Origin of the sequence: Streptomyces sp. NBC_01304 (genome assembly GCF_035975855.1) — a bacterium.
GTDB lineage: Bacteria > Actinomycetota > Actinomycetes > Streptomycetales > Streptomycetaceae > Streptomyces.
In genome coordinates this window covers 1022257-1045454 of record NZ_CP109055.1, presented here as the reverse complement: position 1 = coordinate 1045454, position 23198 = coordinate 1022257, and the positions used below count along the sequence as shown (strand labels likewise).

At 72.4% G+C, this 23198-nt stretch carries 23 protein-coding genes; 8 read left to right on the top strand and 15 right to left on the bottom strand.

Going from position 1 to position 23198, the window contains the following annotated elements; genetic code table 11:
- Positions 1 to 288: 288 nt before the first annotated feature.
- The 5 genes from OG430_RS04610 (at position 289) to OG430_RS04590 (ending at position 5106) form a co-directional block, all read left to right on the top strand.
- The gene (locus OG430_RS04610; RefSeq protein WP_327351103.1) at positions 289 to 1071 is read left to right on the top strand and encodes an MHYT domain-containing protein; all 783 of its coding nucleotides are present in this window, start codon (positions 289 to 291) and stop codon (positions 1069 to 1071) included.
- Positions 1072 to 1177: 106 nt separating this feature from the next.
- Entirely contained in the window at positions 1178 to 3667 is a 2490-nt protein-coding gene (locus OG430_RS04605) for a sensor histidine kinase (RefSeq protein ID WP_327351102.1), read from the top strand.
- A complete protein-coding gene (locus OG430_RS04600; protein WP_327351101.1) occupies positions 3664 to 4113 on the top strand; it encodes a roadblock/LC7 domain-containing protein in 450 nt (149 codons plus the stop codon). Before OG430_RS04605 ends, OG430_RS04600 begins: the two co-directional genes overlap by 4 nt.
- Positions 4110 to 4535, top strand: coding sequence for a DUF742 domain-containing protein (locus OG430_RS04595; RefSeq protein ID WP_327351100.1), 426 nt, complete (start codon positions 4110 to 4112; stop codon positions 4533 to 4535). The genes OG430_RS04600 and OG430_RS04595 overlap by 4 nt, the downstream gene beginning before the upstream one ends.
- A complete protein-coding gene (locus OG430_RS04590) occupies positions 4516 to 5106 on the top strand; it encodes a GTP-binding protein (protein ID WP_327351098.1) in 591 nt (196 codons plus the stop codon). Before OG430_RS04595 ends, OG430_RS04590 begins: the two co-directional genes overlap by 20 nt.
- A 4-nt stretch (positions 5107 to 5110) precedes the next feature.
- Here OG430_RS04590 and OG430_RS04585 read toward each other — a convergent pair whose 3' ends face one another.
- The 5 genes from OG430_RS04585 to OG430_RS04565 form a co-directional block, all read right to left on the bottom strand.
- Positions 5111 to 5887 carry an SDR family NAD(P)-dependent oxidoreductase gene (locus tag OG430_RS04585; RefSeq protein ID WP_327351097.1) on the bottom strand — a complete coding sequence of 259 codons (777 nt, stop codon included), beginning with the start codon at positions 5885 to 5887 and terminating at the stop codon, positions 5111 to 5113.
- A 43-nt stretch (positions 5888 to 5930) separates the two neighbouring features.
- On the bottom strand, positions 5931 to 6893 hold the full coding sequence (locus OG430_RS04580; RefSeq protein ID WP_327351096.1) for an isopenicillin N synthase family dioxygenase: 963 nt from the start codon (positions 6891 to 6893) through the stop codon (positions 5931 to 5933).
- A 64-nt stretch (positions 6894 to 6957) separates the two neighbouring features.
- Positions 6958 to 7557, bottom strand: a complete 600-nt coding sequence (locus OG430_RS04575) for a hypothetical protein (RefSeq protein ID WP_327351095.1) — start codon at positions 7555 to 7557, stop codon at positions 6958 to 6960.
- Between the two features lie 89 nt (positions 7558 to 7646).
- Positions 7647 to 9554, bottom strand: coding sequence for a caspase, EACC1-associated type (locus OG430_RS04570; protein WP_327351094.1), 1908 nt, complete (start codon positions 9552 to 9554; stop codon positions 7647 to 7649).
- Entirely contained in the window at positions 9551 to 9970 is a 420-nt protein-coding gene (locus OG430_RS04565; RefSeq protein ID WP_327351093.1) for a hypothetical protein, read from the bottom strand. The genes OG430_RS04570 and OG430_RS04565 overlap by 4 nt, the downstream gene beginning before the upstream one ends.
- A gap of 181 nt (positions 9971 to 10151) precedes the next feature.
- On the opposite strand from OG430_RS04565, the gene OG430_RS04560 reads away from it, so the two are divergent.
- A complete protein-coding gene (locus OG430_RS04560) occupies positions 10152 to 13274 on the top strand; it encodes an ATP-binding protein (protein WP_327351092.1) in 3123 nt (1040 codons plus the stop codon).
- On the opposite strand, the gene OG430_RS04555 is transcribed toward OG430_RS04560, so the two are convergent.
- The 4 genes from OG430_RS04555 to OG430_RS04540 all read right to left on the bottom strand — a co-directional run bounded on the left by OG430_RS04555 (position 13255) and on the right by OG430_RS04540 (position 16145).
- Positions 13255 to 14073 carry an ABC transporter permease gene (locus OG430_RS04555; RefSeq protein WP_442816438.1) on the bottom strand — a complete coding sequence of 273 codons (819 nt, stop codon included), beginning with the start codon at positions 14071 to 14073 and terminating at the stop codon, positions 13255 to 13257. The genes OG430_RS04560 and OG430_RS04555 overlap by 20 nt on opposite strands.
- Positions 14070 to 15041, bottom strand: coding sequence for an ATP-binding cassette domain-containing protein (locus tag OG430_RS04550; RefSeq protein ID WP_327351091.1), 972 nt, complete (start codon positions 15039 to 15041; stop codon positions 14070 to 14072). Before OG430_RS04550 ends, OG430_RS04555 begins: the two co-directional genes overlap by 4 nt.
- 123 nt (positions 15042 to 15164) lie before the next feature.
- A complete protein-coding gene (locus OG430_RS04545; protein ID WP_327351090.1) occupies positions 15165 to 15632 on the bottom strand; it encodes an NUDIX domain-containing protein in 468 nt (155 codons plus the stop codon).
- 126 nt (positions 15633 to 15758) lie between these two features.
- On the bottom strand, positions 15759 to 16145 hold the full coding sequence (locus tag OG430_RS04540) for a hypothetical protein (protein ID WP_327351089.1): 387 nt from the start codon (positions 16143 to 16145) through the stop codon (positions 15759 to 15761).
- Between the two features lie 273 nt (positions 16146 to 16418).
- Here OG430_RS04540 and OG430_RS04535 point away from each other — a divergent pair, with 273 nt between their 5' ends.
- Positions 16419 to 16970 carry a tellurite resistance TerB family protein gene (locus tag OG430_RS04535; protein ID WP_327351088.1) on the top strand — a complete coding sequence of 184 codons (552 nt, stop codon included), beginning with the start codon at positions 16419 to 16421 and terminating at the stop codon, positions 16968 to 16970.
- A gap of 30 nt (positions 16971 to 17000) precedes the next feature.
- Here OG430_RS04535 and OG430_RS04530 read toward each other — a convergent pair whose 3' ends face one another.
- On the bottom strand, positions 17001 to 17765 hold the full coding sequence (locus OG430_RS04530) for an AraC family transcriptional regulator (protein WP_327351087.1): 765 nt from the start codon (positions 17763 to 17765) through the stop codon (positions 17001 to 17003).
- Between the two features lie 55 nt (positions 17766 to 17820).
- On the opposite strand from OG430_RS04530, the gene OG430_RS04525 reads away from it, so the two are divergent.
- On the top strand, positions 17821 to 18405 hold the full coding sequence (locus OG430_RS04525; protein WP_327351086.1) for a class I SAM-dependent methyltransferase: 585 nt from the start codon (positions 17821 to 17823) through the stop codon (positions 18403 to 18405).
- Positions 18406 to 18417: 12 nt separating this feature from the next.
- On the opposite strand, the gene OG430_RS04520 is transcribed toward OG430_RS04525, so the two are convergent.
- From OG430_RS04520 to OG430_RS04500, 5 genes are all read right to left on the bottom strand, one after another.
- Positions 18418 to 19773 (bottom strand): tetratricopeptide repeat protein, encoded by a 1356-nt coding sequence (locus OG430_RS04520; protein WP_327351085.1) that lies wholly within the window; start codon positions 19771 to 19773, stop codon positions 18418 to 18420.
- Positions 19774 to 19856: 83 nt separating this feature from the next.
- Positions 19857 to 20063, bottom strand: coding sequence for a cold shock domain-containing protein (locus OG430_RS04515; protein WP_327351084.1), 207 nt, complete (start codon positions 20061 to 20063; stop codon positions 19857 to 19859).
- Between the two features lie 219 nt (positions 20064 to 20282).
- Positions 20283 to 21314: an ABC transporter substrate-binding protein gene (locus OG430_RS04510; RefSeq protein WP_327351083.1), complete on the bottom strand. Its 1032-nt coding sequence runs from the start codon at positions 21312 to 21314 to the stop codon at positions 20283 to 20285.
- Between the two features lie 131 nt (positions 21315 to 21445).
- On the bottom strand, positions 21446 to 22462 hold the full coding sequence (locus OG430_RS04505) for a D-alanyl-D-alanine carboxypeptidase family protein (protein WP_327351082.1): 1017 nt from the start codon (positions 22460 to 22462) through the stop codon (positions 21446 to 21448).
- 287 nt (positions 22463 to 22749) lie between these two features.
- Complete coding sequence (locus tag OG430_RS04500) at positions 22750 to 23178, bottom strand: phospholipase (protein ID WP_442816689.1); 429 nt, start codon at positions 23176 to 23178, stop codon at positions 22750 to 22752.
- Positions 23179 to 23198 lie beyond the last annotated feature (20 nt).

The window sequence follows — 23198 nt, the reverse complement described above, 5'->3', positions numbered from 1 at the left end:
TCTTCGGCCCTTTTGTGCGGTCGTCGCGGCGGGGGAGGGGTGCGGCGGACCGCGTGGCCGAGATGTCCGGAACACCCGTAGTCCGGGATGTCCGATCCACCCCGAGGCGCGGCGTGACAAGACTCGCACCGGCGCCGGCCGCGAAGCCGTCCCGCTGCCGCGCATGCCCCTTGAACTCGGGGTTTACCCGTCAGTAGCCGTTCTGCGGTGCGCCATTTGCGTTCCTGATCAAGGTGTTAGCGTCCCGTCCCGATCGGGGGGCCGACCGCGCAGAGCGAGAGGAAATCCGTGGGTCACATGCATCACATGGCAGGGGGCTGGGCCACTCCGGTCCTGTCGTACGCCATGGCCGTCGTCGGCGCCGCGCTGGGACTGCGCTGCACCGTGCGCGCCCTGGCAGCCGAGGGGCGCTCCAAGAGGAACTGGCTGCTCACCGCGTCGGCCGCCATCGGGTCCGGCATCTGGACGATGCACTTCGTCGCCATGCTCGGCTACACCGTCAACGGCACGGCCATCCGCTACGACATCCCGCTCACGCTGCTGAGCCTGGTCGTGGCGATCGCCGTGGTCGGCGCGGGAGTCTTCATCGCCGGATACGGCGGCTCCCGCGTGCGCTCCGTGCTGCTCGGCGGGCTCGGCACCGGCCTCGGCGTCGCCGCGATGCACTACATCGGCATGGCGGCCGTCCAGCTCAACGGCACGCTGTCGTACGACCCGGCCGTCGTCGCCGGGTCCGTCGGCATCGCGGTCGCCGCCGCCACGGCCGCGCTGTGGGCCGCGCTCGCCGTGCAGGGCCCCGTGGTCGCGGCGGCCGCCGCCCTCGTGATGGGGCTCGCGGTGAGCAGCATGCACTACACGGGCATGGCCGCCGTCGACGTCGCCGTGCGCGCGGGCACCGCACCGCTCGAGGGCGCGAGCGCCACCGCCTTCATCCTGCCGCTCGCCGTGGTGCTCGGCTCGTTCCTCTTCCTGACCTGTGCCTACGTCGCACTGTCCCCGACGGCGCGGGAGCGCGCCGAGAACGAGGCCGCCGCCCGACCGCTGCACGAGGTGGAACTCCCGGCCACCTGAGCCGCCCCGCCGCCTCGCCTTCACCAGGGCCGTCCCCTGCTCGCCCGCGCCCTGCCCGCACTCCTGCACTTCTGCACTCCTGCACCGCCAAGGAGATCCCTTCCCCATGCCCGCACGCACTTCGCGGCTCGAACGGCTGCGCCCCAAATCGATCAGGGCCAAGGTCGTCACCCTGCTGACCCTGCCGGTCGTCTCCCTGATGGCGCTGTGGGGCCACGCCGCGGTCACCACCGCGTCCCAGGTCTCGGACACCGAGCAACTGAAGCAGGTCAACTCGGCCCTGGTGCGGCCCGTCGCGCGCTTCACCACCGCCGTACAGGACGAGCGCTCGGCCGCCCTGAAGTACCGGTCGGCCCCCGGCGCGGGCCGCGACGCCTACGACGCCGCCGCGCTCCGTACGGACAAGGCCGTGGGCGCCCTGCGGACGGGCGTGCGCTCCAGCAGCACCGACCTCGCCGCACTCGACGCCGCGCTGCCCACCCGGATCCAACGGCTGCTCAAGAGCGCCGACTCGCTCCAGGACCTGAGAGCGAGCACGCAGGGCCCGGCGGCCGTGCTCGCCGGATACGGCAAGGCCGTCGACCGCGCCTTCTCGGTACGGTCCAAGCTCGCCGGAGCCGACCGTACGGACCACGCCTCCACCGCCCGGACCGTGCTCGAACTCGCCCGTGCCCGTGAGGCGTTGAGCAGTCAGGACGCCGTGCTCGGCGCCGCGCAGGCCACCGGCGCCATGACCGGCGCCCAGTACCGCGCCTTCGCCGCAGCCGTCGGGCTGCAGCGCGGCCTCACCCAGAGCGCCGTGCCCGACCTGCGCAGCCAGGACGCCGCCGCCTATCGCACGGTCCTCGACTCCGCCGACGCCACCGAACTGGCCGCCGCCCAGGACGCCGTGCTCGGCGTCGGTGCCGCCAAGGCCGTCGACGCGGTACCGGCCGACCGCTGGCAGCCGGTGGCGGCACAGACCCTGACCGGGCTCGCCGCCGCGGAGGGCGCGGCGACCTCGGCAGGCGCCGACGCCGAGCCGTACTCCCTTGCCACACTGGGCAGTTCGGGCCTCGCCGTCCTGCTCGGACTGCTCGGCGTGGCCCTCTCGCTCCTGCTGTCGGTACGCATCGGACGCGGCCTGGTCTCCGACCTCACCGGTCTGCGCAACGACGCGCTCGAACTCGCCGCGACCCGCCTGCCGGCCGCGATCCGCAGCATCCACAACGGCGACGCCCTCGACCTCGACACCGAGGCGCCGCTCGCCCGCACACCCATCCGCGACGAGGTCGGCCAGGTGGGCGCCGCCCTGACGACCGTGCAGCGGGCCGCGCTCCGGGCCGTCGCCGGGCGCGCCGAAGTCCTCACCGGGGTCTCCGGCGTGTACGTCAGCCTCGCCCGCCGCAGCCAGGTGCTGCTCCACCGGCAGCTGGACCTCCTCGACACCATGGAGCGCCGCACCGACAACCCCACTGACCTGGAAGACCTGTTCCGCCTCGACCACCTGACGACGCGGATGCGCCGCCACGCGGAGTCCCTGCTGATCCTGTCCGGCTCGGCCCCCGGCCGCGCCTGGCGCAACCCGGTCCCGCTGATCGACGCCGTACGCGCGGGCATCGCCGAGACCGCGGACATCGACCGCGTCCAGCTGCACGACATCCCCGACCTGCGGCTCGCCGGCACCGCCGTGGCCGACCTGGTCCATCTGGTCGCCGAACTCGCCGAGAACGCCGCCATGTTCTCGCCGCCGCACACCCCCGTGGTGGTCCGCGGCGAGGAGGTCGGCGCCGGAGCCGTCCTGGAGATCGAGGACCGTGGCCTCGGCATGGGCGACGAGGCGCTCGCGGCGGCCAACCAGAAGATCCGCACCACCGACATCGACCTCCTCGACTCCCGCCAGCTCGGCCTGTTCGTGGTCAACCGGCTCGCCGAACGCCAGCGGCTTGAGGTGACGCTGCGGCGCTCGGTGTACGGCGGGATCACGGCCGTGGTCTTCCTCCCGCAGGAACTCCTGGAGGCACCGCATCCGGGGCTGCGGCCCCTGCCGGAGGAGGTGGCCGCCCCCGCCGCTGCCTCCGCACCCGCACTCGCGCCCAAGCCCGATTCCGTACCGGAAGCAGCGTTGGCTCCGCGGCCGACGGTGACTGCGGACATCGCCCCCGAGGTGGCTCCCGAGGCGCAGGAAGCCCCCGAACTCCCGCGCCGCGCACGGCATGCGGCCCCGCCGCCGGTCCAGGCCCGGGTCCCCGGCGTCACGGCACCGGTTGCCGCCGAGCCCCCGGTTCCCGAACCCGAACCGGTGACCGAACCGGTGCCCGAACCGGCTCCGGTTCCCGAACCCGCCCCAGCCGCGGAGGCAGCATCTGCCCCCGCCGAGGACGGCCTGCCCCGCCGCGTACGCCAGGCCAACATCGCCCCCGGGCTGCGCAAGACCGAGGACGACAGCGACAGCGAGGCCGCACAGCTCCCGGCCCGCCGCTCCCCGGAAGCCGCCCGCGCCACGATGACCTCCCTGCGCTCGGGCCGCCGACGCGCCACGGTCGCCCGCGAGGAGCCCCACCCGCCGAACGACCGCATGGCGCCGCCCGCAGCGACCGAAGAAGGAACCCGATGACCCCGACCTACACCGTCACCAACCTGGCCGGGCCCGCCGACCGATCCGGCGCGGGCACAGGCGTCGACTGGCTGCTCAACGACCTGGTGGACCGGGTCGCCGAAGTCCGGTACACGGTCATGCTCTCCAACGACGGCCTGTGCGTCGGCGCCTCCACGGGCCTGGGCCGCGACGAGTCCGAACGCTTCGCCGCGATCGCCTCCGGCTTCCACTCCCTCGCCAAGGGCGCGGGCCGCCACTTCGACGCCGGCGGCGTCATCCAGACCATGGTCGAACTCCAGGGCGGCTTCCTCTTCGTGGTCGCCGCGGGCGACGGCTCCTGCCTCGCCGTGTTCACCGACGGGCACGCCGACATCGGCCTGGTCGCCTACGAGATGGCCCTGCTCGTCGACCGCGTACGCGAACACCTCGGCGTACCCACGAGGTCGGACGGCGAGGCCACATGACGGACGCGCACCTCCACCGCCGGCCCGCCGAGCGGTCCGCGGACGCCTGGAGCGACCGCTATGACGACGACGCGGGCCCCCTCGTCCGCCTCTACGCCATGACCGCGGGCCGCGCCCGCACGGACAACGGCGCAGAGCGCGTCGACCTGATGGCGATCGTCCGCCCCACCGCGGCCACTCCGCGCGCTCCGCTCCCACCCGAGCAGCGCGCCCTGCTGGCCCTGTGTGCCGGGGGCCCGCGCCCGGTCGCCGACTTGGCCTCCGACTCGGGCCTGCCGCTCGGCGTCGTACGCGTCCTGCTGGGCGACCTGACGGCCCACGGCCTGATCCACATCACCCCGCCCGAGTCCACCGCCACCAAGGCCGCCCGCCCCGACGCCCACCTCCTGCGAGAAGTGATCAATGGCCTCCGCGCACTCTGAGCAACTGCCCGCCGCCCGCACCGACTTCACGGCCCTGAAGCTCCTGATCGCCGGCGGGTTCGGCGTCGGAAAGACCACGCTGGTGGAAACGGTGAGCGAGATCCGCCCGCTGCGCACCGAGGAGGACCTCACCGAGGCCTCCCGCCCGGTGGACAGCCTGCACGGCGTGGCCACGAAGACCACCACGACCGTCGCGATGGACTTCGGCCGCATCACCCTGCGCGACGACCTGGCCCTCTACCTCTTCGGTACGCCCGGCCAGGACCGCTTCTGGTTCGCCTGGGACGAGTTGTCCACGGGCTGCCTGGGCGCGGTCGTCCTGGCCGACACCCGCCGCCTGGCGGACTGCTTCCCGTCGGTCGACTACTTCGAGAGCCGGAGCATCCCGTTCGTCGTCGCGGTCAACTGCTTCGACGGCCTGCGCACCCACACCCCCGACGCCGTGTCCCGCGCCCTCGATCTGGGACCCGACACGCCTGTCCTGCTGTGCGACGTCCGGGAGCAGGCGTCCGGCAAGGACGTCCTGATCACCCTCGTGGAGCATGTGCTGGCCCAGCTTCCCGGACGGTAGGACCTCAATCCTCCGGTGGCGTACGGAATGCCGTGTGCGCGGCGAGGATTCCGCCGTCGACCCGCAGTGTGGTCCCGGTGATCCAGGCGGCGTCCCGGGACGCCAGGAACGCCACGGCGGCCGCGATGTCCTCGGGCTCGCCGACCCGCCCGAGCGGATACAAGCTGCGCACGGCGTCGAGTTGCTTCTCGCGGCCCGCCCAGGCCGTGGTCCGGACCGTGCCGGGAGCGACGAGGTTGACGCGGACTCCGCGCGGTCCCGCGTGGTCGGCGAGGGTGCGGGTGAGGGAGGCGAGGCCTGCCTTGGCCGCGCTGTAGGCGTGGTTGCCGAAGGAGACCTCGCCGTTGACCGAGCCGATGTTCACGATCGCGCCGCGACCGGAGGCCGTCAGATGTGGCATGGCTGCGCGGGCGCAGCGAAAGGCGCCGTTGAGGGTGATGTCGAGGTCGCGCTGCCACACCTCGTCGGGCTCGTCCTCGAAGTGCGGCGCGTCCAGGCCGCACGACGCGGCGTTGTTGACCAGGACGTCGAGCCCGCCCATGCGATCCATGGCGTACGCGACCGCCGCCTCCACCGATGCGCGAGAGGCCACGTCGCACTCCAACGCCCAGGCATCGGCGCCTTGTTCGCGCAACACGCCCGCTGTCTTCTCGGCCGCCGTCCCGTCCACATCCGTCAGCAGGATTCGCCCGCCCTCCTGGGCGAGCCGGGTGGCCGTGGCCGCGCCGATGCCGCGCGCCGCTCCAGTGATCAGTACGCCGTGTTCTTCGAAGCGTCTCATCGAACAGAACGTACCGATCATCCGGCCGGTCGCGCCAGGGCCATCACAGAACGTCGGCGCGGAGCTGGGGGAAGACCTTGGAGACCTTGTCCAGGAGGTAGTCGCCGTACGTGCCGTCGAAGGCGCGCAGGTCCTGGCCGTCCCAGCGGGCGCTGCCGGGAACGTCGGCGCCGGTGGTGGGCAGGGGCGGGACCTCGCTGGACCAGCCGGGGTCGAAGAAGAAGGGGAAGGACAGCCGGTCGTTGCCGCTGAGGTTGCGGACCCGGTGCGGGGTGGAGCGGTACACGCCGCCGGTGAGGCGGTCGAGCATGTCACCGATGTTGCAGACGAAGGTGCCGGGCAGGGGCGGGGCCTCGAGCCAGCCGTCGGGGGTGCGTACCTCCAGGCCGCCGTTGTCGTCCTGCGCCAGCAGGGTCAGCAGCCCGTAGTCGGTGTGCTCGCCCACGCCCCACTCCGCGGCGCCCGGCGCGGACGGCGGGTAGTGGAAGATGCGGAACAGCACGGTCGGCTCGGCGGTGCAGCCGTCGGAGAAGTAGCCGCCCGGCAGACCGAGACTGCGTGCGACGCCGCGCATCACGGTCTGGCCGAGGGCGGTCAGCCGGTCGAGGTACTCCAGTACCGCGGGCCCGAGTTCGGGGACTTGGGCGGGGAACAGGTTGGGGCCGTGCAGGGGGCGGGGGTCCCCTGCGGGGAGTTCGGCGCCGAAGTAGATCCCCTCCTTCAGATCGGGGCGGCCCGAGGTGAGCTCGCCCCCGACGGGGAAGTGGCCCCGCCAGGTGCGGCCGCCCCTGGCCATGGAGATCTCCTGCTTTACCGGCTCCGGCAACGCGAAGAAGCGCCGGGCCGCGGCGTCCAGGCGCCCGCACAACTCGTCGGGCACGCCGTGTCCGGTGACGTAGAAGAACCCGTTGTCGCGGCACGCCCGGCCGATCGCGGCCGCGGCCCGTTCGCCTGCCTCGCCGCCGCCTGCCAGGGCGCTGACGTCGATCACCGGTAGTCGGTCCATGGCGCCATGATTCATCAAGGGCCGGATGCGTGGGGCGCCTTGGTCCGACTTCCGTGCGGCGCGGTCAGGGGGTGGGGAAGCCTCCGGCCTTGGTCCAGGTGAGGGTGTCGCCGCCGTTGGTGAACGTGACCTTCTTCCCGCCGGTGGCGATCGCGATCTTCTCCCAGCCGTCGAAGTTCTTGGTGAGGTGCGTGTCCCATTTCGCCAGCGCCCCGACGGCGACCGCGGCGATCGACTCGGTCGGCGGTTCGCCGTCGGCGCAGTAGACGCCGAAGTCCGCGAAGGCGGCGACCGTGCCGTCCTTGGCCTTGAGCGTGATCCCCTGGCAGGCCTCGGTCGCGGTCTTGTGGACCACGGCCGACTTGGACCACCCTCGCTCCTTGGGGCTGTAGTCCTGCACGAAGAGACCCTTGCCCCGCATGTAGTGCATGGCCACCCGCCGCCCGTCGGCCAGCTTGAGCTGCGCGTTGAACGGGCTCGGGCTGCCGCTCCACGGGATGTCGCTCTTCTGCAGCGGATAGCCGTGGTCGCCCAGGGCGATGCGGCCCGCGCTCTGCCCCGCGGTCTCGCCCTGCTCTTGTGCGGCGCCCTGGCCGCAACCGGCCAGCAGCGTGAGCGCCACCGCGCCACTCGTGGCCAATGCCCTGATACCTGCTCTGCGCATGATGTCCTCCTGTGTCGCGCGCAGGATACGCAGGCCGGGCGCCGGGCGTCTCGGACACCTCCCCCCTCGGAGGGGGATGAGGGAGGGAGTCAGTGCTGGGTCGCGGCGTGCCGCCGACGATTCCTGATGCGCCACAGCGGGACCACGCCCCACAGCAGGAGCAGACACCCTGGGTAGAAGACGAAGGAGCCGGCGCCCGCCGCGACTTCAGGATCTGCGAGATGCGCCCCGAAGAGGACCGCCACCGCCAGAGCCAACAGCACCACGAAGTCGTACCACCAGCGCAGTGCCCGGTGCCGTGCGGCCGCCGCACCGCGCCGGAGCAGGATCGCCATCGCACCACAGGTGAGCAGAACCGCTGTGGCGGCGACGGTGAGCGGTAGGGCGTCGTAGCTGGCGCCCTGGACCCAGGTGTCGTCGTACTCGTCCCGGTAGGCCGGCATCACCAGGACCAGCAGCATCAGCGTCGCCGTCACCGCGAACGGCCAGGCATGAGCCCGTCGTACACCCGGTGGCCGGACCGACTGCGGCGGCGTCCGGAACCCGGCCGACGGCGAGCCCTGTGCAGGGCCGAACTGTGCGGCTTGGGCGGGGCCGAACTGCGAGCCCTGCGTGGGGCCGAACCACGGGGCCTGTGCCTGAGGCTTCGGGCGGGCGAGGCGGAACCGGCGCGGGCGGCTCGGGCGGGCGGCATCGGGCCCGGTGGCGGTCACCTCGGCCGTCACCTGGACCACGAGCTCCCCGGTGGCCGTCCGCAGCGTCACACCGCCCGCGTACGGGCCGGGCGTCGGCGCGTCCACCGACAGCGTGAGGCCCCGGTCCACGTACCGCACGCGCAGCCATGGTTCGGCCACCGCCTGCAGGGTCGCGCGCACGATCGGCGGGCCGTCGACCCCGAGCAGGACCGGCGCTCCGGGCGTGCCCGCCGGGACCCGGCCGAGGTTCCAGTAGGTGCTCACGATCCGTGGGAACGCGGAGGCGAGCATGCGCTGGGCCGCCTCCGCGACCCGTCGGCTGTCGTCGCGGGCCAGTTGGGCGAGGGCGGAGTGGGCCGTGAGCGCGAGGGGCACCTGCGGGCCGTGCAGCATGGTGCCGAGATCGTCGACGGCCCAGAGCCGCTGTTCCCGGTTGGCGGAGGTGGCCGCTGCCGCCAGCCGTTCGGGCAGTGCGACGGCCTGTACGCGCCGCCGGGCGCGGGCGATCGGCAGATCGCCCTGGGCGCCGAACATCCACAGCTGCGGGTTCTGTTGCGGTGTCACCGCCCGGATGCGCTGGCCGATGTAGTCGGCGAGTTCGGCCAGACCGATCTCGCCGTCGCCGTCCAGGTCGGCCTGCCCGGTGCGCAGTCCCTCGACCAGCGCGCCGGTGAACAGCGAGGAACCCGGCGTCCCGATCTTCAGGCCCGCCCCCATCGTGGTGCCCGCCGCCGCCTCCGCCACGAACTGGTTGCCCTCGTAGGCGTACTCCACCGCGCTGGACGCCGTCACCACGGCGCGTCCGCGTTCGTTGCCGGTGCGGTCGAGCCCGGTGAAGCTGTCCTGCACGTGCACGGCGGAGTCGGCCCGGCTGATCATGCCGCGCTCGAAAAGCCCCGCGAAGCAGCAGTCGAGCAGCACGGCCACCCGCTGCGCCCGGCTCGCCATCATCAGGCTGCTGACGTACTCGGCCGGCACCGCGGTGGAGGCGAGTCGCGCGGGCCTGGTGTCCGTCGCGGCCAGGAACAGCCGGTTGCCCTCTCCTTTGAGGCCGTGGCAGGCGAAGTGCAGCACCAGGGTGTCCCGCAGGGACCGGTCGGCGAAGAAGTCCTCGATCTTCACCCGGAGTTGGTTCGCGTCGGGGTTGTCCAGTACGTCCACGTCGAAGCCGCCGATCGCCGGATCTGCCAGGACCTCGGCGAGTTCCGTGGCGTCGCGGGTCGGCGCGAGCAGGCCGCGCAGCCCTTCGTCCTGGTAGTCGCCCGTGGCCACGACGAGCGCGTACCGTCCGGAGGCATTCATGACCGGTCCGGTGGTATCGACGGCCGGTCGGGTGGCATCGACGATTGCCCGACGGTCGCGGCGATCCAGGTATCGATCAGGCGTTGCTGCTCACGCCCGCGAACGCCCGTGACGGCCAACTCGTTGTCGCCGATCCGCAGGACGACGGTCCGTCCGCCGGCCCACCCCGACCAGTTCTGTACGACGGCGATGAGGCCCTGGAGCAGCGGAAGCGTCGGCGTGAGTACGACCAGCAGGGCGTTGATCGCTTCCATCGCGCCGGCGCGGGTCCCCTGTGGAGCGGGGCCGGCGACGGGCCGTTCGACCCGGTCCACGTCGAGTTGGAGGAGATCGTCCCGCAGCGCCTCGACGCGCAGTTGGAGTTCTTCCGGGTCCTCGCCGTGCGCCACGGCGATCAAGTTCAGTTGCTCGGACATGCTGTCCACCCCCGATACGGACCCCCCCGGTCCGTGGAGGCCAGTCTGGCACTGCCCATGGGCTCGGGCACGGTCGATTCCGAACCCCTCAAGCCCCCCTTCGGCCTTCCCGGCAGACGTCTCCCCTCAGCCCCGCCCGGCGGTGGACTCCGGCTGTCGAGGCCTTGGTTAACCTGCACGGGTGACCATCGAGCTGACGCTGCTGCCGCGCGTCGCCTGGCGCGGCCAGGACGTCACCGCGCCCCGGCTGCGCGCTCTCCTCGCGCTGCTCGCGGGCGACGTACGCACGGGCTGCGACGCCGGGCGTCTGGTGGCGGGGCTGTGGCCGGACGAGTTGCCGGAGCGGCCCGGGAAGGCGTTGCAGGTCCTGGTGTCCAGGGCGCGGGCGCAGTTCGGCGCCGAGGTCGTCGCGAGCACTCAGACCGGATACCGGCTCGCCCTCGCCGAGGACCGGGTCGACAGCTCCGCCCTGCTGCTGCACGCCGCCGCGAGCGCGGACCGGGCCGGGGCCGGGGACCACGCGGGATCCCTGGCGGCGGCCGAGACAGGGCTCGCGCTGTGGGAGGGCACCGCCGACGACGGCGCCGACCCGGTGGCCGCGCTGCGCGCCGAGCGCGCCCCCGTACGCGAGGGCCTCGTCCGCGCGCGGGCGCTCGCGCTGGCCCGCCTCGGCCGGCACGCACAGGCGGCCGGGCCGCTGGCCGTCGCCGCGTCGGAGCATCCGCGCGACGAGGAGGTGCTTGCCGAACTGCTGCGCGCCGAGGCGGCCACGGCGGGTCCGGCCGCCGCGCTGGAGCGGTACGAAGCGTACCGGCGCACGCTGCGCGACGAGCTCGGCACGGATCCGGGCGCAGGGCTCAAGGTCGTACAGCAGGAACTCCTGCGCGGCGAGGCACCGTTGGTCAGGCACGGTGTGCCGCACGAGCCGAACCAGCTGCTCGGCCGGGACGAGGACATCGCGGCGGTGCGGCGTCTCCTGCGCGCCTCCCGCGCCGTCACCGTCGTCGGCCCCGGCGGCCTGGGCAAGACCCGGCTCGCGCACGCCGTCGGCCGTGGGGCCGAGCAGCGCGTGGTGTATTTCGTGCCGCTCGCCGGTGTCACCGCGGACGAGGACGTGGCCGTCGAGGTGGCTGCTGCGCTCGGCGCGGGCGAGACCCGGCACGGCGTCGTGAGCGGGCCTGCCCCCGCGGCCGACCCGGTGTCCGCGATCCTCGGCGTGCTCGGCTCCGGGCCCGCGCTGCTGGTCCTCGACAACTGCGAGCAGGTCATCGGGGGCGCGGCCGGTCTCGTACAGGCGCTGATCTCGTCCTCGAAGGACCTGCGGGTGCTCGCCACCGGCCGGGCGGCGCTGGACCTCACTTCGGAGGCCGTGTACGCGCTGCCGGAGCTGGGCCTCGACACCTCGGTCGAGCTGTTCACGCAGCGGGCCCGGGCCGCCCGGCCGGGCGTGGAGCTGCCGCCGGACGAGGTGGCAGAGCTGTGCCGGCACCTCGACGGGCTGCCGCTCGCCGTGGAGTTGGCCGCGGCGCGGGTACGAGTCCTGGCGGTGCCGGAGATCGCCCGCCGTCTCGGCGACCGGTTCGCGCTGCTGCGCGGCGGGGGACGGGACGTGCCGGAGCGGCACCGCACGCTGCACGCCGTCGTGGAGTGGAGCTGGAACCTGCTCTCGCCGGAAGCCAGGGCGGCGCTGCGCACGCTGTCGGTGTTCCCCGGCGGCTTCCTGGGGGAGGCGGCGGAACAGGTCCTGGGTACGGACGCGCTCTCTCTGCTCGAGCAGTTGGCCGGTCAGTCGCTGCTCACCGTTACCGACACCCCGGTCGGGGTGCGGTTCCACATGCTGGAGACCGTACGGGAGTTCAGCGCGGCCCGGCGCACCGAGGCGGGCGAGGACGAGGAGGCCGTGGGCCGGTTCCTCGCCTGGGCGCGGGACTTCGGGGTCACGTACCACGACTGGCTATTCGGCCCGCAGCCCCGGACTGCCTGGGCGCGCATCAGGGCCGAGCAGGACAACCTCGTCGCGGCCCTGCGACAGGCCCTGGCCCGCGCGGACGGCCCTGCCCTCGCCGCTCTCACCGCGGTCCTCGCCGCCCTGTGGTCCACCGACTCGAACTACCCGCGCCTCGCCGCCCTCGCGGCCGACACCGGACCGCCGCTGTCGCACTACCGTCCCGAGCCGGAGTACGACGAAGTCGCCCGCGCCGCCGCGGTGTTGTGCGCGGCGGGCCTGTTCATGAACCACGGCCCGCACGGCGTACGCCAGCTCGTCACTCTGCGCCGGCTGCCCCCGGCCCCGCCGGACACACTGCTGCGCGCCGTCGCGGTCGTGCTGGGCGCGGCCGCCGAGATGCGCCCGCCCGACCACGAAGTGCTGCACGAACTCTGTGCGAGCGAGAGGCCGTTGGTCGCCGCCCTCGCCGAGTGCGCCGCCACCTACGTGTGGGAGTACGAGCACGACATCGACCGCGCGTACGCCTCGGCCCTGCGGATGACCGCCGCACTGGCCCCCGTCGACAACCCGACCCTGCAACTCATGGGCCACTCCCGGCTGAGCGAGCTGAGCCTGCGGACGGGGCGCGGCGAGATCGCGTACGAACACCTCAAGGCGGCACTCGGGGCGCTGCCGCGGCTCGGCGACGAGCACGACCACATCGGAATCCGCTCCGGCCTGGTCCTCGCCTGCCTGCAGCGCGGCGACCCCGACGAGGCCGAGACCTGGCTGCGGCAGGCGCAGGCCGACAACACCCCGCGGCAGGAAGCCTTTTACAGTCCCGATCTCGGCGCCCGCGCCGAGATCGCGCTTGCCCGCGGGCTGACGGAGGCCGGACTCGGCCTGTGGCGCGGCGCCGTGGACCGGCTGCCCGTGACCGGCTCGCCGTACGGCGACGACCCCTGGCTCGACCCGTGGGCGCTGCAGATCCAGTCGGCGGCCGTGACGGCCCATGCGTACGCCCGCCGTCTCGAGTGCGTCGCGGAGCCGGCCGAGCGCTTGCGGCAGGGGCTGCGGACGCTGCTGACCGGTCCGCCCCGCTCGCCCCTGGATCTCCCGGTCTGCGGGACGGTGCTGCACGCGTTGGGCATGGCGGGGATCGCGGCCGAGGACACCTCGGCGGTACGGATGCTCGCGCTGGCCGAACGGCTGCGGGTGCTGCGGGAGTTCCAGCCCACGATGTCGGCGGCCCGCGCCCGGCAGGCGGCCGAGGACGCGGACCGGGCGGCGTACGCCGACGCGGCGCTGGAGTACGCCGCCCTCGGGCGGGACGAGCTGCGCGAGGCGGCCCGCGGACTCATTTCGCGTCGCGGCTGAACAGCGACGTCGACCAGCGGTAGCCGAGCGTGGCCAGAACCAGGCACCAGGCGAGCGTGATCCACCCGTTGCTGCCGATCGCGCTGCCGAGGAGCAGGCCGCGCAGGGTCTCGATGGCAGGCGTGAACGGCTGGTACTCGGCGATCGGCCGGAACCAGCCCGGCATCGCGCCGATGGGGACGAACGCGCTCGAGATGAGCGGGAGAATGATCAGCGGCAGCGCGTTGTTGCTGGCCGCCTCGGCGTTCGGACTGGCCATCCCCATGCCCACTGCGATCCAGGTGAACGCCACGGCGACCAGTGCGAGCAGTCCGAACGCCGCCAGCCACTCCAGGGCCGTGGCGCCCGTGGACCTGAACCCGATGGCCACGGCGACGGCGCCGACGAGAACGACGCTGATGAGCGCCTGGAGGACACTTCCGACGACGTGCCCGATGAGCAGGGAGCCGCGATGGATCGCCATCGAGCGGAAGCGGGCGATGATGCCCTCGGTCATGTCCATGGAGACGGACACCGCGGTCCCGGCCGGGGTGGCGCCGATGGTCATCAGCAGGATGCCCGGGACGAGATAGGCGATGTAGTCGGACCGGTCGGCGCCGGAGCCGCCGATGCCCGCGCTCATCACGTCCCCGAAGACGTAGACGAAGAGCAGAAGAAGGACGACCGGCGTCAGCAGGATGTTCAGGGTCAGGGACGGATAGCGCCGCGCGTGCAGCAGGTTGCGGCGCAGCATCGTGGACGAGTCGCGTACGGCGAAAGAGGTCCGGCCCTGGCGGGCGGGAGCCACGGGGGTGCTCAACAGACTGCCTCCTTACGGGGGTTGGGCTGCCGGGTGTCGTCGGTCAGGGCGAAGAACACGTCGTCGAGGTCGGGGGTGTGCACGGTCAGCTCGTCCGCATCGATGCCTGCCGCGTCCAGCCGGTCGAGGATCGCGCGCAGCGCGCGCTGGCTTCCGTCGCCGGCGATCCGCAGCGTCAGAGCCTCGTCGTCCCGGGTGACCTCGGGCAGGGAGTCGGCGGCGGAACGGTAGGCGGCCGGGTCGTCGAACCGCAGCCGCACATGTCCGCCGGGGATGAGGCGCTTGAGCTCCTCGGCGCTCCCCTCGGCGGCGATCCTGCCGTCGCTCAACACCGCGATGCGGTCGGCCAGTTCATCGGCCTCGTCCAGGTACTGCGTGGTGAGGAAGACGGTCACGCCGCCGCGGACGAGCTCGCGGATGATGCCCCACATGGTGTGGCGGGAGCGGGGGTCGAGGCCGGTGGTCGGCTCGTCGAGGAAGATGATCCGCGGGTTGCCGACCAGCGTCATGGCGATGTCGAGGCGGCGTTTCATGCCGCCGGAGTAGGTGGCGGCGGACTTCTTCGCGGCGCCGGCCAGGTCGAAGCGCGCCAGCAACTCGGCGGCGACCCGGCGTCCTTCGCGGCGGGGGAGGTGGTGCAGGTCCGCCATGAGGAGCATGTTCTCCTCGCCGGTGATCAGGCCGTCGACGGCGGAGAACTGCCCGGTGAGGCCGATCGTGCCCCGTACGGCCTGGGGGTCGACGGCCAGATCGTGGCCGCCGACGTGGAGGTCGCCGGCGTCGGCGGTGACGAGGGTGGAGAGGATCTTGACGGCGGTGGTCTTGCCGGCGCCGTTCGGGCCGAGCAGGGAGAAGACGGTGCCGGTCGGCACCGCGAGGTCGATGCCGTCGAGGACGGTGTGGTCGCCGTAGGCCTTGCGCAGCCCCTTGGCCGCGATGGCAAGTGGGCGCGGGGTCGTTGTCGTCATGCCGCAGAGAGTGCGGCAGGGCGCATTCGACGTGGTTTCACGATGGTTTCAGCGCCATGGGTACGAGGACTCCCTACCTCGCGCCGCGCTGAGCGCACGGCAGGCTTCCTTCCGCAGGCCCGCTCAGCCGGCCAGCAGTTCCGCCAGCCGGTCCAGGAACGCGCGTTGGGCCGCCACCAGCTTGTCCCGGGCCTGTTCCAGCGGGAGCCAGGCGACCTTGTCCAGTTCGGGGAATTCCTGGATGCGGCCCGAGCCGCGCGGCCACTCCAGGGTGAAGGTGCCGGGCACCACGGCCGCCGGATCGAGGTCGGCCTCGACGGCCCAGACGGTCACCGTCTTGCCGCCGGCCTGCCGTACGTCGCCCAGGGGGAGGTAGGGCCCGTCGGGGGCAGGCAGTCCGAGCTCTTCGGTGAACTCGCGTACGGCGGCGGCCTCGGGGGCCTCGTCGTCCGCGTACTCGCCCTTGGGAATCGACCAGGCGGCCTGGTCGCGGCGTGCCCAGAACGGGCCGCCCATGTGACCGATCAGGACCTCGGTGCCCGGGCCGGGGGTGCGGAACAGGAGCAGACCGGCGCTGCGGCGGACGGTCATGGCATCGCGTGGGGTGAGGGCTGCATGGGCAGGGACCCTACGCCCACCCGGGCGGCGAGGCCGGACGACACCGCTCCGCACCCACCGCGTTGATGGGTGCGGGCAGTGGGCTTGGCCCAGGAAGGGTCAGTCGGTGATCGTGACGCAGGGCAGGCCCACGCTCTGGCCCCCGCGGAAGCCTTCGGCGCAGAGCCGGGTGCCGGCCGGGAAGTGGCGCTGCGGGTACGCCTGGTCCCGGTAGGTCCGGAACGCGGCGACGTCCTCGACCTTCGTGTTGGCGCTCCAGCCGTTGGTGGTCCACACGCGCGCGCTCATGCGGTTGGGCTGGTTGGTGTTGGTGACCGAGACCTCCACCCTGCCCAGGTAGTTGCCGGAGTCGTAGGTCTCGATGCAGACCGAGTTGTTGCACCACTTGCCGTCGGCCGCTGCGGGCGGGCCCGAGGCGACGGTGGAGCAGAGCGCCGCGGCGATCACTCCGAGTCCCGAGGCGATCTTCTTGGTGATGTGGCGCATGGCGGGCGATCTCACTTCCTGGCCCGGCGACGAGGCCCGGGTCCTGTCGGTACGTCTTTTTGAGGGCCGCGCAGACCGCTGAGTCGGATGCGTGAGGCCCCGAGCGAACAAACGCCCCACAAGATCACGAGTTACGTTGTCCCGCTCCTTTGCCGCAATGCGGTGTACTGCAACGACCGTGCGGACCATGGAACTTCGCGGGGCGGGAACCCGTTGCCCCAGGAGCGCGTGAAATGCGCGCGGACGAACGAACAGCTAGTCGAGGTGGCACGGATGGCGATGTGGGACCGGCTCAAGGACCAGGCCAAGGGTCTGCAGCAGCAGGCGCAGGGGGGCCGGAGCTCCGGCGGCCACGGTCGGCCGGGTTCGGGGTCCGGCGGGGGATCGAAGGCTCAGCTCGTGGGCATGCTCAAGACCCAGCTCAGCTCCCTCAAGACGGAGCTCAAGAGCGGCGCCTACCGGGACGCCAGCATGGCCATGTGTGCCCTGGTCGCGGCCGCCGACGGGTCGGTGGACCCGGCCGAGCGGCAGCACGTGGAGTCGCTGATCCTGCAGAACGACGTCCTGCAGAACTTCCCGCCCGACCAGCTGCGGCAGCGGTTCAACAAGCATGTCGACCAGCTGTCGTTCAACTTCCAGCAGGGCAAGACCGGTGCCATGCAGGAGATCGCCAAGGCGGCGAAGAAGCCGACGGAGGCCAGGGCGGTCGTGCAGACCGGTTTCGTCGTCGCCGGCGCGGACGGGTACATCGCCCCGGCCGAGGAGCAGGTCCTGCGGGAAGCGTGCGCGGCGCTCGGCCTGTCCCCGCAGGAGTTCGGTCTCTGATCGGCCGGGCGGCCGCCGGGGCGCCTCGATTCAGGGGGCGTCCCGACGGGCCCGGAAGTACGCGCCGGGAGTCACGCCGGTCTCCCGGCGGAACGCCGCGACGAACGCGCTGACCGTCTCGTAGCCGACGTCCCGCGACACCCGGTTCAGGGGCTCGCCGGCGGCCAGTGCGGGCAGGGCCGCGTTGAGCCGGACCAGCGTCCGCCAGCGGCCGAACGGCATCCCGGCACCGGTCAGGAACAGCCGGGCCAGCGTCCGGCCCGAGGCGCCGACCCGGCGCCCCCAGGCCTCGACGGAGAGCGCGCAGGCCGGATCGTCGAGCAGCGCCTGTGCGACCTCGCGGGCGCGCGGGTCGGCCGGCATCGGCGTGCCGAGCGTCGTCACCGCCACCGGTTCGAGCAGATCGAGCAGCAGCGCCTCGGCGAGGGCCCGCCGCCGCTCGTCGAGTTCCGCGTCGTCCAGGTGACGGATGAGCTCGGCGAGCAGCCCGGGGACCTCGACGGGCTGCGGTCGGGTCCACGGTCCCGGGTCGCCCACCGGCGTCGCGGACAGGTACAGCGACGTCATCGTGCTGTGGCTCGCGGAGACCACCTCGTGCGCCACCCCCGACGGAATCCACAGCGCCCGCGTCGTCGGCAGCACCCAGGTCCGGGCGTCCGCACCGACCGTGAGCGTGCCGCTGGAGGCCCAGGCGAGCTGGTGCACTCCGTGGGTGTGCCGACCGAACCGGGTCCCCGCCCGCATCGGAAACGTACCGACGAGGGCAAGCGGACCGCCGTGTCCGTTTCTCGACATGAGGTGGAAGCCTACTGCCTTCAGGACGCGGTCGTCGGTCCCTGGCGTTGCCGTCATGAACAACCACCACGCCGAACTGTGCGCGAGTCCGCAATGGGCCGCCCTTCTCCACGACAAAGTGCTGCCGGTCGCGGTCGCCGACGCAGACCTGGGAAAGGAACTCATCGAGGTCGGACCCGGGCCGGGTGCGGCAACGGAGTGGCTGCGCAGCAGAGTTGAGCGCCTGACGGCCGTCGAGATCGACGAAGCGGCCGCCGCGCTGCTCGCCGACCGCTATGCCGGAACCAACGTCGAGGTCCGCCAGGGAAGCGGGGCGGCCCTGGAGTTCGCCGACGACTCCTTCGACTCGGCGGCGTGCTTCACGATGCTCCACCACGTGCCGACGACGGCGCTCCAGAACCGTCTCCTCGCGGAGATCCTGCGCGTCCTGCGGCCGGGCGGCGTGCTCGTCGGCGCCGACAGCCTGGCGAGCAGCCCGCTGCACGAATTCCACGAGGGGGACACCTACAACCCGGTGGAGCCGGCCGCGTTCCTCGTACGCCTGCAGACGTTGGGGTACGTCGACATCACGCTCGGCGTGGGCACCGGCCTGACGTTCTCGGCGCACAAGCCGGAGGCGCGGGAGGAGGGGGAGGCCTGAACCGGGCGACCGCTAGGGAGCCGCCGAGGGGCCGACCACTGCCCGGGAGCGTTCGCGTACGGCCTGGGCCAGGGCATGGCGCGGAAAGCTGGCCAGGCTCGATCGCATCCGGGCGAGGGCCTGGTCGGCCTGGTCGGAGCGGAGTGCCGGGTACTGGTCGAGGAAGGTGTGCCAATGGGCGCAGGCCGCGTCCAAGTGGCCCAGGGCCAGGGTGGTTTCGGCGACCCGTGCCTCGGTCAGCGCGTGCGCCTTGCGCTGGCCGGCGCCGCGTGAGCGCAGGGAATCCTCGAAGGCGCGCAGGGCAGGTCCCGTACGGCCGAGGGCGAACAGGGCCTCGGCGCGCTGGTAGTCGAGTGCCGCGCGCGGGTACGCGGTGAAGGGCCCGGGCGGGCCGCCGGCCTGGTCGTGCCAGCGCTCCGCCGCGGCCAAGTCGGCCTCGGCGCCCCGGACGTGCTGTTGCGTGGCGTGGGTCAGGGCGCGCTGGGCCAGGACGTAGGAGCAGGCGGCCGGGTGGTCCGTGGGGGCCAGGGCGTCGGCGGCGGCCTGGGCGAGGTCCGCGGCATGGCGCCGTCGGCCCAGGGTCAGGGCCTGCACGCTCATGGCGCGCAGTGTGATGGCGAAGTTCGCACGGTCGTCGGCCTCGCGGGCCAGCAGGAGTGCCGTGTGGAAGTAGTGCTGGGCCAGTCCGTGATGGCCCGCGTCAGCCGTCATCGCGGCCAGAAGGTGGGTCAACTCGGCGGCCAAAGTGAACAGTTGGGGACGCAGGACGGCCGGGGCCGGGGCGTGCAGGAGGCGGCCCACGTCGTCGGACAGATAGCAGGCGAGGGCCGAGCGCGCGTGCGCCCCGCCATGGCTCCACGTGAGCAGCGCGAACACCCGCACCATCTCCTGCAGGGCGATGACATCGCTCGCGCCTGCGGGCCGCGCACCGCGGGGCGACGGGGGCACCGCGCTCCCGGTAGCGCGCCACAGCATGGTCTCGCCCGAAGTCAGGGTGTACACGGCACGGGCCAGGGCACCGCGCCGCACCGGGTCGGCGTCGTCCCGGCACAGCGCCACCAGGTGCCCCACGGCGTCGGCGTCACCGGGCGGACCGGGCAGCAACTCCTGCGCGAGCTGCGTCAGGCCCAGGTCCCCGGGTCTCAGTGGACGCCGGGTGCGGTTGCCCAGGACCCGGGCCACCAGATCGGGGACGGGCGCGCGGGGCCGTGAGCCCTGCAGCCAGTGGGCCACCGCGGTCCGGTCGTAGTGCAACTCGATGCCGGAGCGGGCACCTTCGGCGTTCACTGCCCGGGCCAGCTCGCCCGCGCTCCAGCGCGCCTCGGCCAGCACGGCGGCCAGAGCGCGGTTGGGAGTGCGGCGGGGCATGGCGGTTCCTTGCGGTGAGGGGCCTGTTGCGCACGGTAGTTGAAATGCGGTCCGACGTGCGCGCCAGCGCGAGAGGATCCCCCCTACGGGCGTACTTTCCGGGCCTCGAACCGGCCCTGGCCCAACTCCAGGCAGAAGGTGACCTGCTGGCCCTCGGAGAGCACCTGAGGCTGGTGCTCGATGTCCTCGCCGTGTACGAACACGGGATCTCGTTGTCCGACGGGCACGATGAAGCCGTATCCGTCCCGACGGTTGAAGAACTGGACGAACCCCGTGCATCGCGCGCTCACTGGACGGCCTCCTGTAACTCCTGGCGCTGCAGCGCCTGCGTCTGCCCTGTTCAAGTGGGGGTCTGCCCTGTTCAACAGGGGCTGGCAGCGGAGGGAGGCGCCCCGGTGCGTGAACGCGTTGAACGCTTGCGCGCTTGTGAACCCCCGGGGCGGGAGGAGGGGCCGGCCGCAAGCGGGTCCTGTGCGCCCGCGCGCGGTTCGGCGCCGCTGGGAGGAGGGTCAGGCCTTGAGCTTCTTCGACCGCTCGACGGCGGCGGCCAGTTGCTCGACGACAGGGGCGTAACCGGCGTAGCTGTAGCGCTCCTCCATCGACCAGGGGACGGTCTGGCCGGCTTCGACGGCTGCCAGACGGCGCCAAGTGGGCTTGGTCGCGAGCTGCTTGAGGGAGAAGGAGGCGGAGCGGTTGTCGACCATGATGAGGTCGGCGTGGTACTTGTCGGCGTTCTCCCAGCTGAGAAACTCCCAGAAGCCCCACTTGTCGCTCTTCTTGCCCTCGACGAACTCCACGCCGAGGTCCTTGAAGTAGTTGAGGTCGCTGTAGGAGTCCGGCACGGCGACGTAGAACTGGTCGTTGTCACCGGTGATGGCCATGACCTTCAGGCCCTTGTTGGCCTCGGCGGCGCCGCGCAGGGTCTCGACGGCCTTGTCGAAGCGCTTCTTGGCGTCGGTGACCTGCTGCGCGCGGAGGTCGGCGCCGAGGGATTCGGCCAGGGCGGCGGTCCGCTTCAGCGGGTTGAGCAGGGAGGTGCGGGCCACGTTGATGCCGACGGTCGGGGCGAGCGCCTCGACCTTCTTCCGGCTGTCCTCGGGCACGAACCACAGGTCGGGTGCGGGGAACATGTTGCTGATGAGCAGGTCGGGGTCGAGGGTCGCGTACTTCTCGATGTTGAACTGGCCCCATGCCTCGCCGACGCTGGTCAGCTTGGTGACGTCCATCGCGCCGGCCTGCGGGTTGGGCTTGCCGCCGACGGGCTTGCTGGGGCCGAAGATACCGGTGCACTCGATGCCGTAGTCGTAGAGCGCGGCGGCGGTGCTGACGAAGGCGACGATGTTCTGCGGGCGCCGGTCGCGCTCGACCGTACGGTTGCGGTCGTCCTTGAACGACCAGGCGCCGCCGCCCTTCTTGCCCTTGGCGTCCGGGGACTTGCTCTCGCCGCAGGCGGCGATGAGCGGGCCGAGGGCGAGGGCGCCGCCTGCCGCGAACAGGCCCCGGCGGGACAGATCGGGGGAGCGGTGCGGGCCAGAGCGCATGGCGGTGCTTCTCTCGGACAGGGGAGTGGTGGAACCCGGACGGGCAGGAAAGCGAGGTAAGGCTAACCTAATAATCCGTGTTCCGGCAGTCCGGAGGGACCCCTCGCCTGCGGTGATCCGGGCCCTGCCCCTCAAGCGGCGGCGAGGTCCTGGCCGTGCGCCTTACGGGGGTGGCGGGGTGCGACAGGGGTCGACTGTTCGGGCAGTACGGGGCCGTCCACCGACAGGCGTTGAACGGCCTGGACCAGTCGCCGGCTGTGCGCCCAGACCGCCGCCCGCGCCCGCACCGGCGACCGTCCGCTGCGCTGCGCGAGGACGGCGCCCAGGACCAACTGCCGGGCGCCGTACATGTCGGCGTACGCGGCCCACAGGACGTTGCCGCCCGCCGGGGTGCTGGTGCCGGTCTTCAGCCCGACGACGCCGTACTGGCCGAGCAGTCGATTGGTGGTGTGCCCCTCGCCCCGGCCCCCGGGGAGGGGGACGGACGGGGTGCCGACGACGGCCCGGAACACGTCGTCATTCATCGCCGCGCGCGCCAGGACAAGCAGATCGGTCGCCGTGCTGGTGTTCCCGAGGTCCATGCCGCAGGAGCCGGTGAAGGTCGTACGGGTCATGCCGAGATCGGCGGCGGCGTCATTCATCCGGCGCACGAAGGCCGCCTCGGAACCGGCACTCCAGCGGGCGAGGAGCCTGGCGATGTTGTTGCCGGACGGGATCAGCATGAACTCGAGCAGTTGCCGGAGGGGGAACTGCTGTCCCTCCATGACGGGTACGACCGACTCGACGGGCGAGCCCGACTCGTGGGCGGCGTCCCGGTCGATGCGGATCATGGGGCCGGACTCCTGCGGGCCCAGCGGGCAGTCCCGCAGGATCACGTACGCGGTCATCACCTTGGTGAGGCTCGCGATCGGCACCGGTGTCTGCTCGCCGACCGTGCCGAGGCTGCCGACCCCGGCTATCTCGACGCTCGCCTGACCCTCATGCGGCCACGGCAGTACGTTGGTCGACCCGATGCGGTGCGCCCGGGCGAGCGCGGCGTCGCCGAGCCGGCAGGCCGCGAGCCGGAGTCGCTCGGGGAGTTCGGCGGTGCGGCGCAGGAGCGGGCTCGCTTGTGCCCCGACATCATGCGGGTCGTCAGAGATGTTCACGATGTGCTCCTCGAGGGGCGGATGGGCTGCGTCGTTCTGCAACCATCCTTGCGGTCCCCACCTGCGTAAACATCCCCCTGGGAGCTGAACGCCGCCTCTGCCGAAGGGCACAGCCGACGTGTGTCGTCTCTGCCCTTCGGCAGACCCCGCCGCGGCGGGACTCGACTCTTGAGCGGGGGACTCCCCAGCGCCAAGAAGGCCGCATCCTGACAGCAGGGCCGGCATCACGCTCGGGGTCCGCACCGATCGGTGCGGACCCCGCGTCTGTTGAGGCCCCCGCGAGCCGCTCAGCCGAGGTTCTTGACGGCCTGGTAGTAGGTCCACGCCAGTGAGTTGCATGCGGCCTTCTTCGCGATGCTCAGGGGAGCGCAGACCCGCTTGAGGTCGGCGTAGAAGGCGCTGTCGAGCCGTGGCTTGTTGGCGTCGAAGGCGCCCAACGCCTTGTAGTTGCGGTAGCCGAAGTCGTGCCGCGCACAAGAGAGTTCGAACTTGAATCCGAGGGGATTGTCCGGCGACTTCGAGCAGAGGTCGGTGGTCCAGTTGAATCCGTAGGCCGCCCAGGCGCCTTGGTTGTTGCGGGCGGATATGAAGGCGTTGTAGCTGGAAGCGCTGGTCTGGGTCCAGGACGAGAGGACCTGCGCCTTGTCGGCGGGGGCGGCGGTGGCGGGTGAGCCGAGTGCCGTGGCGGCGAGCAGGGCGGTGGCCGAAACGCCGATGCCTCTGGCGATCTGACGAT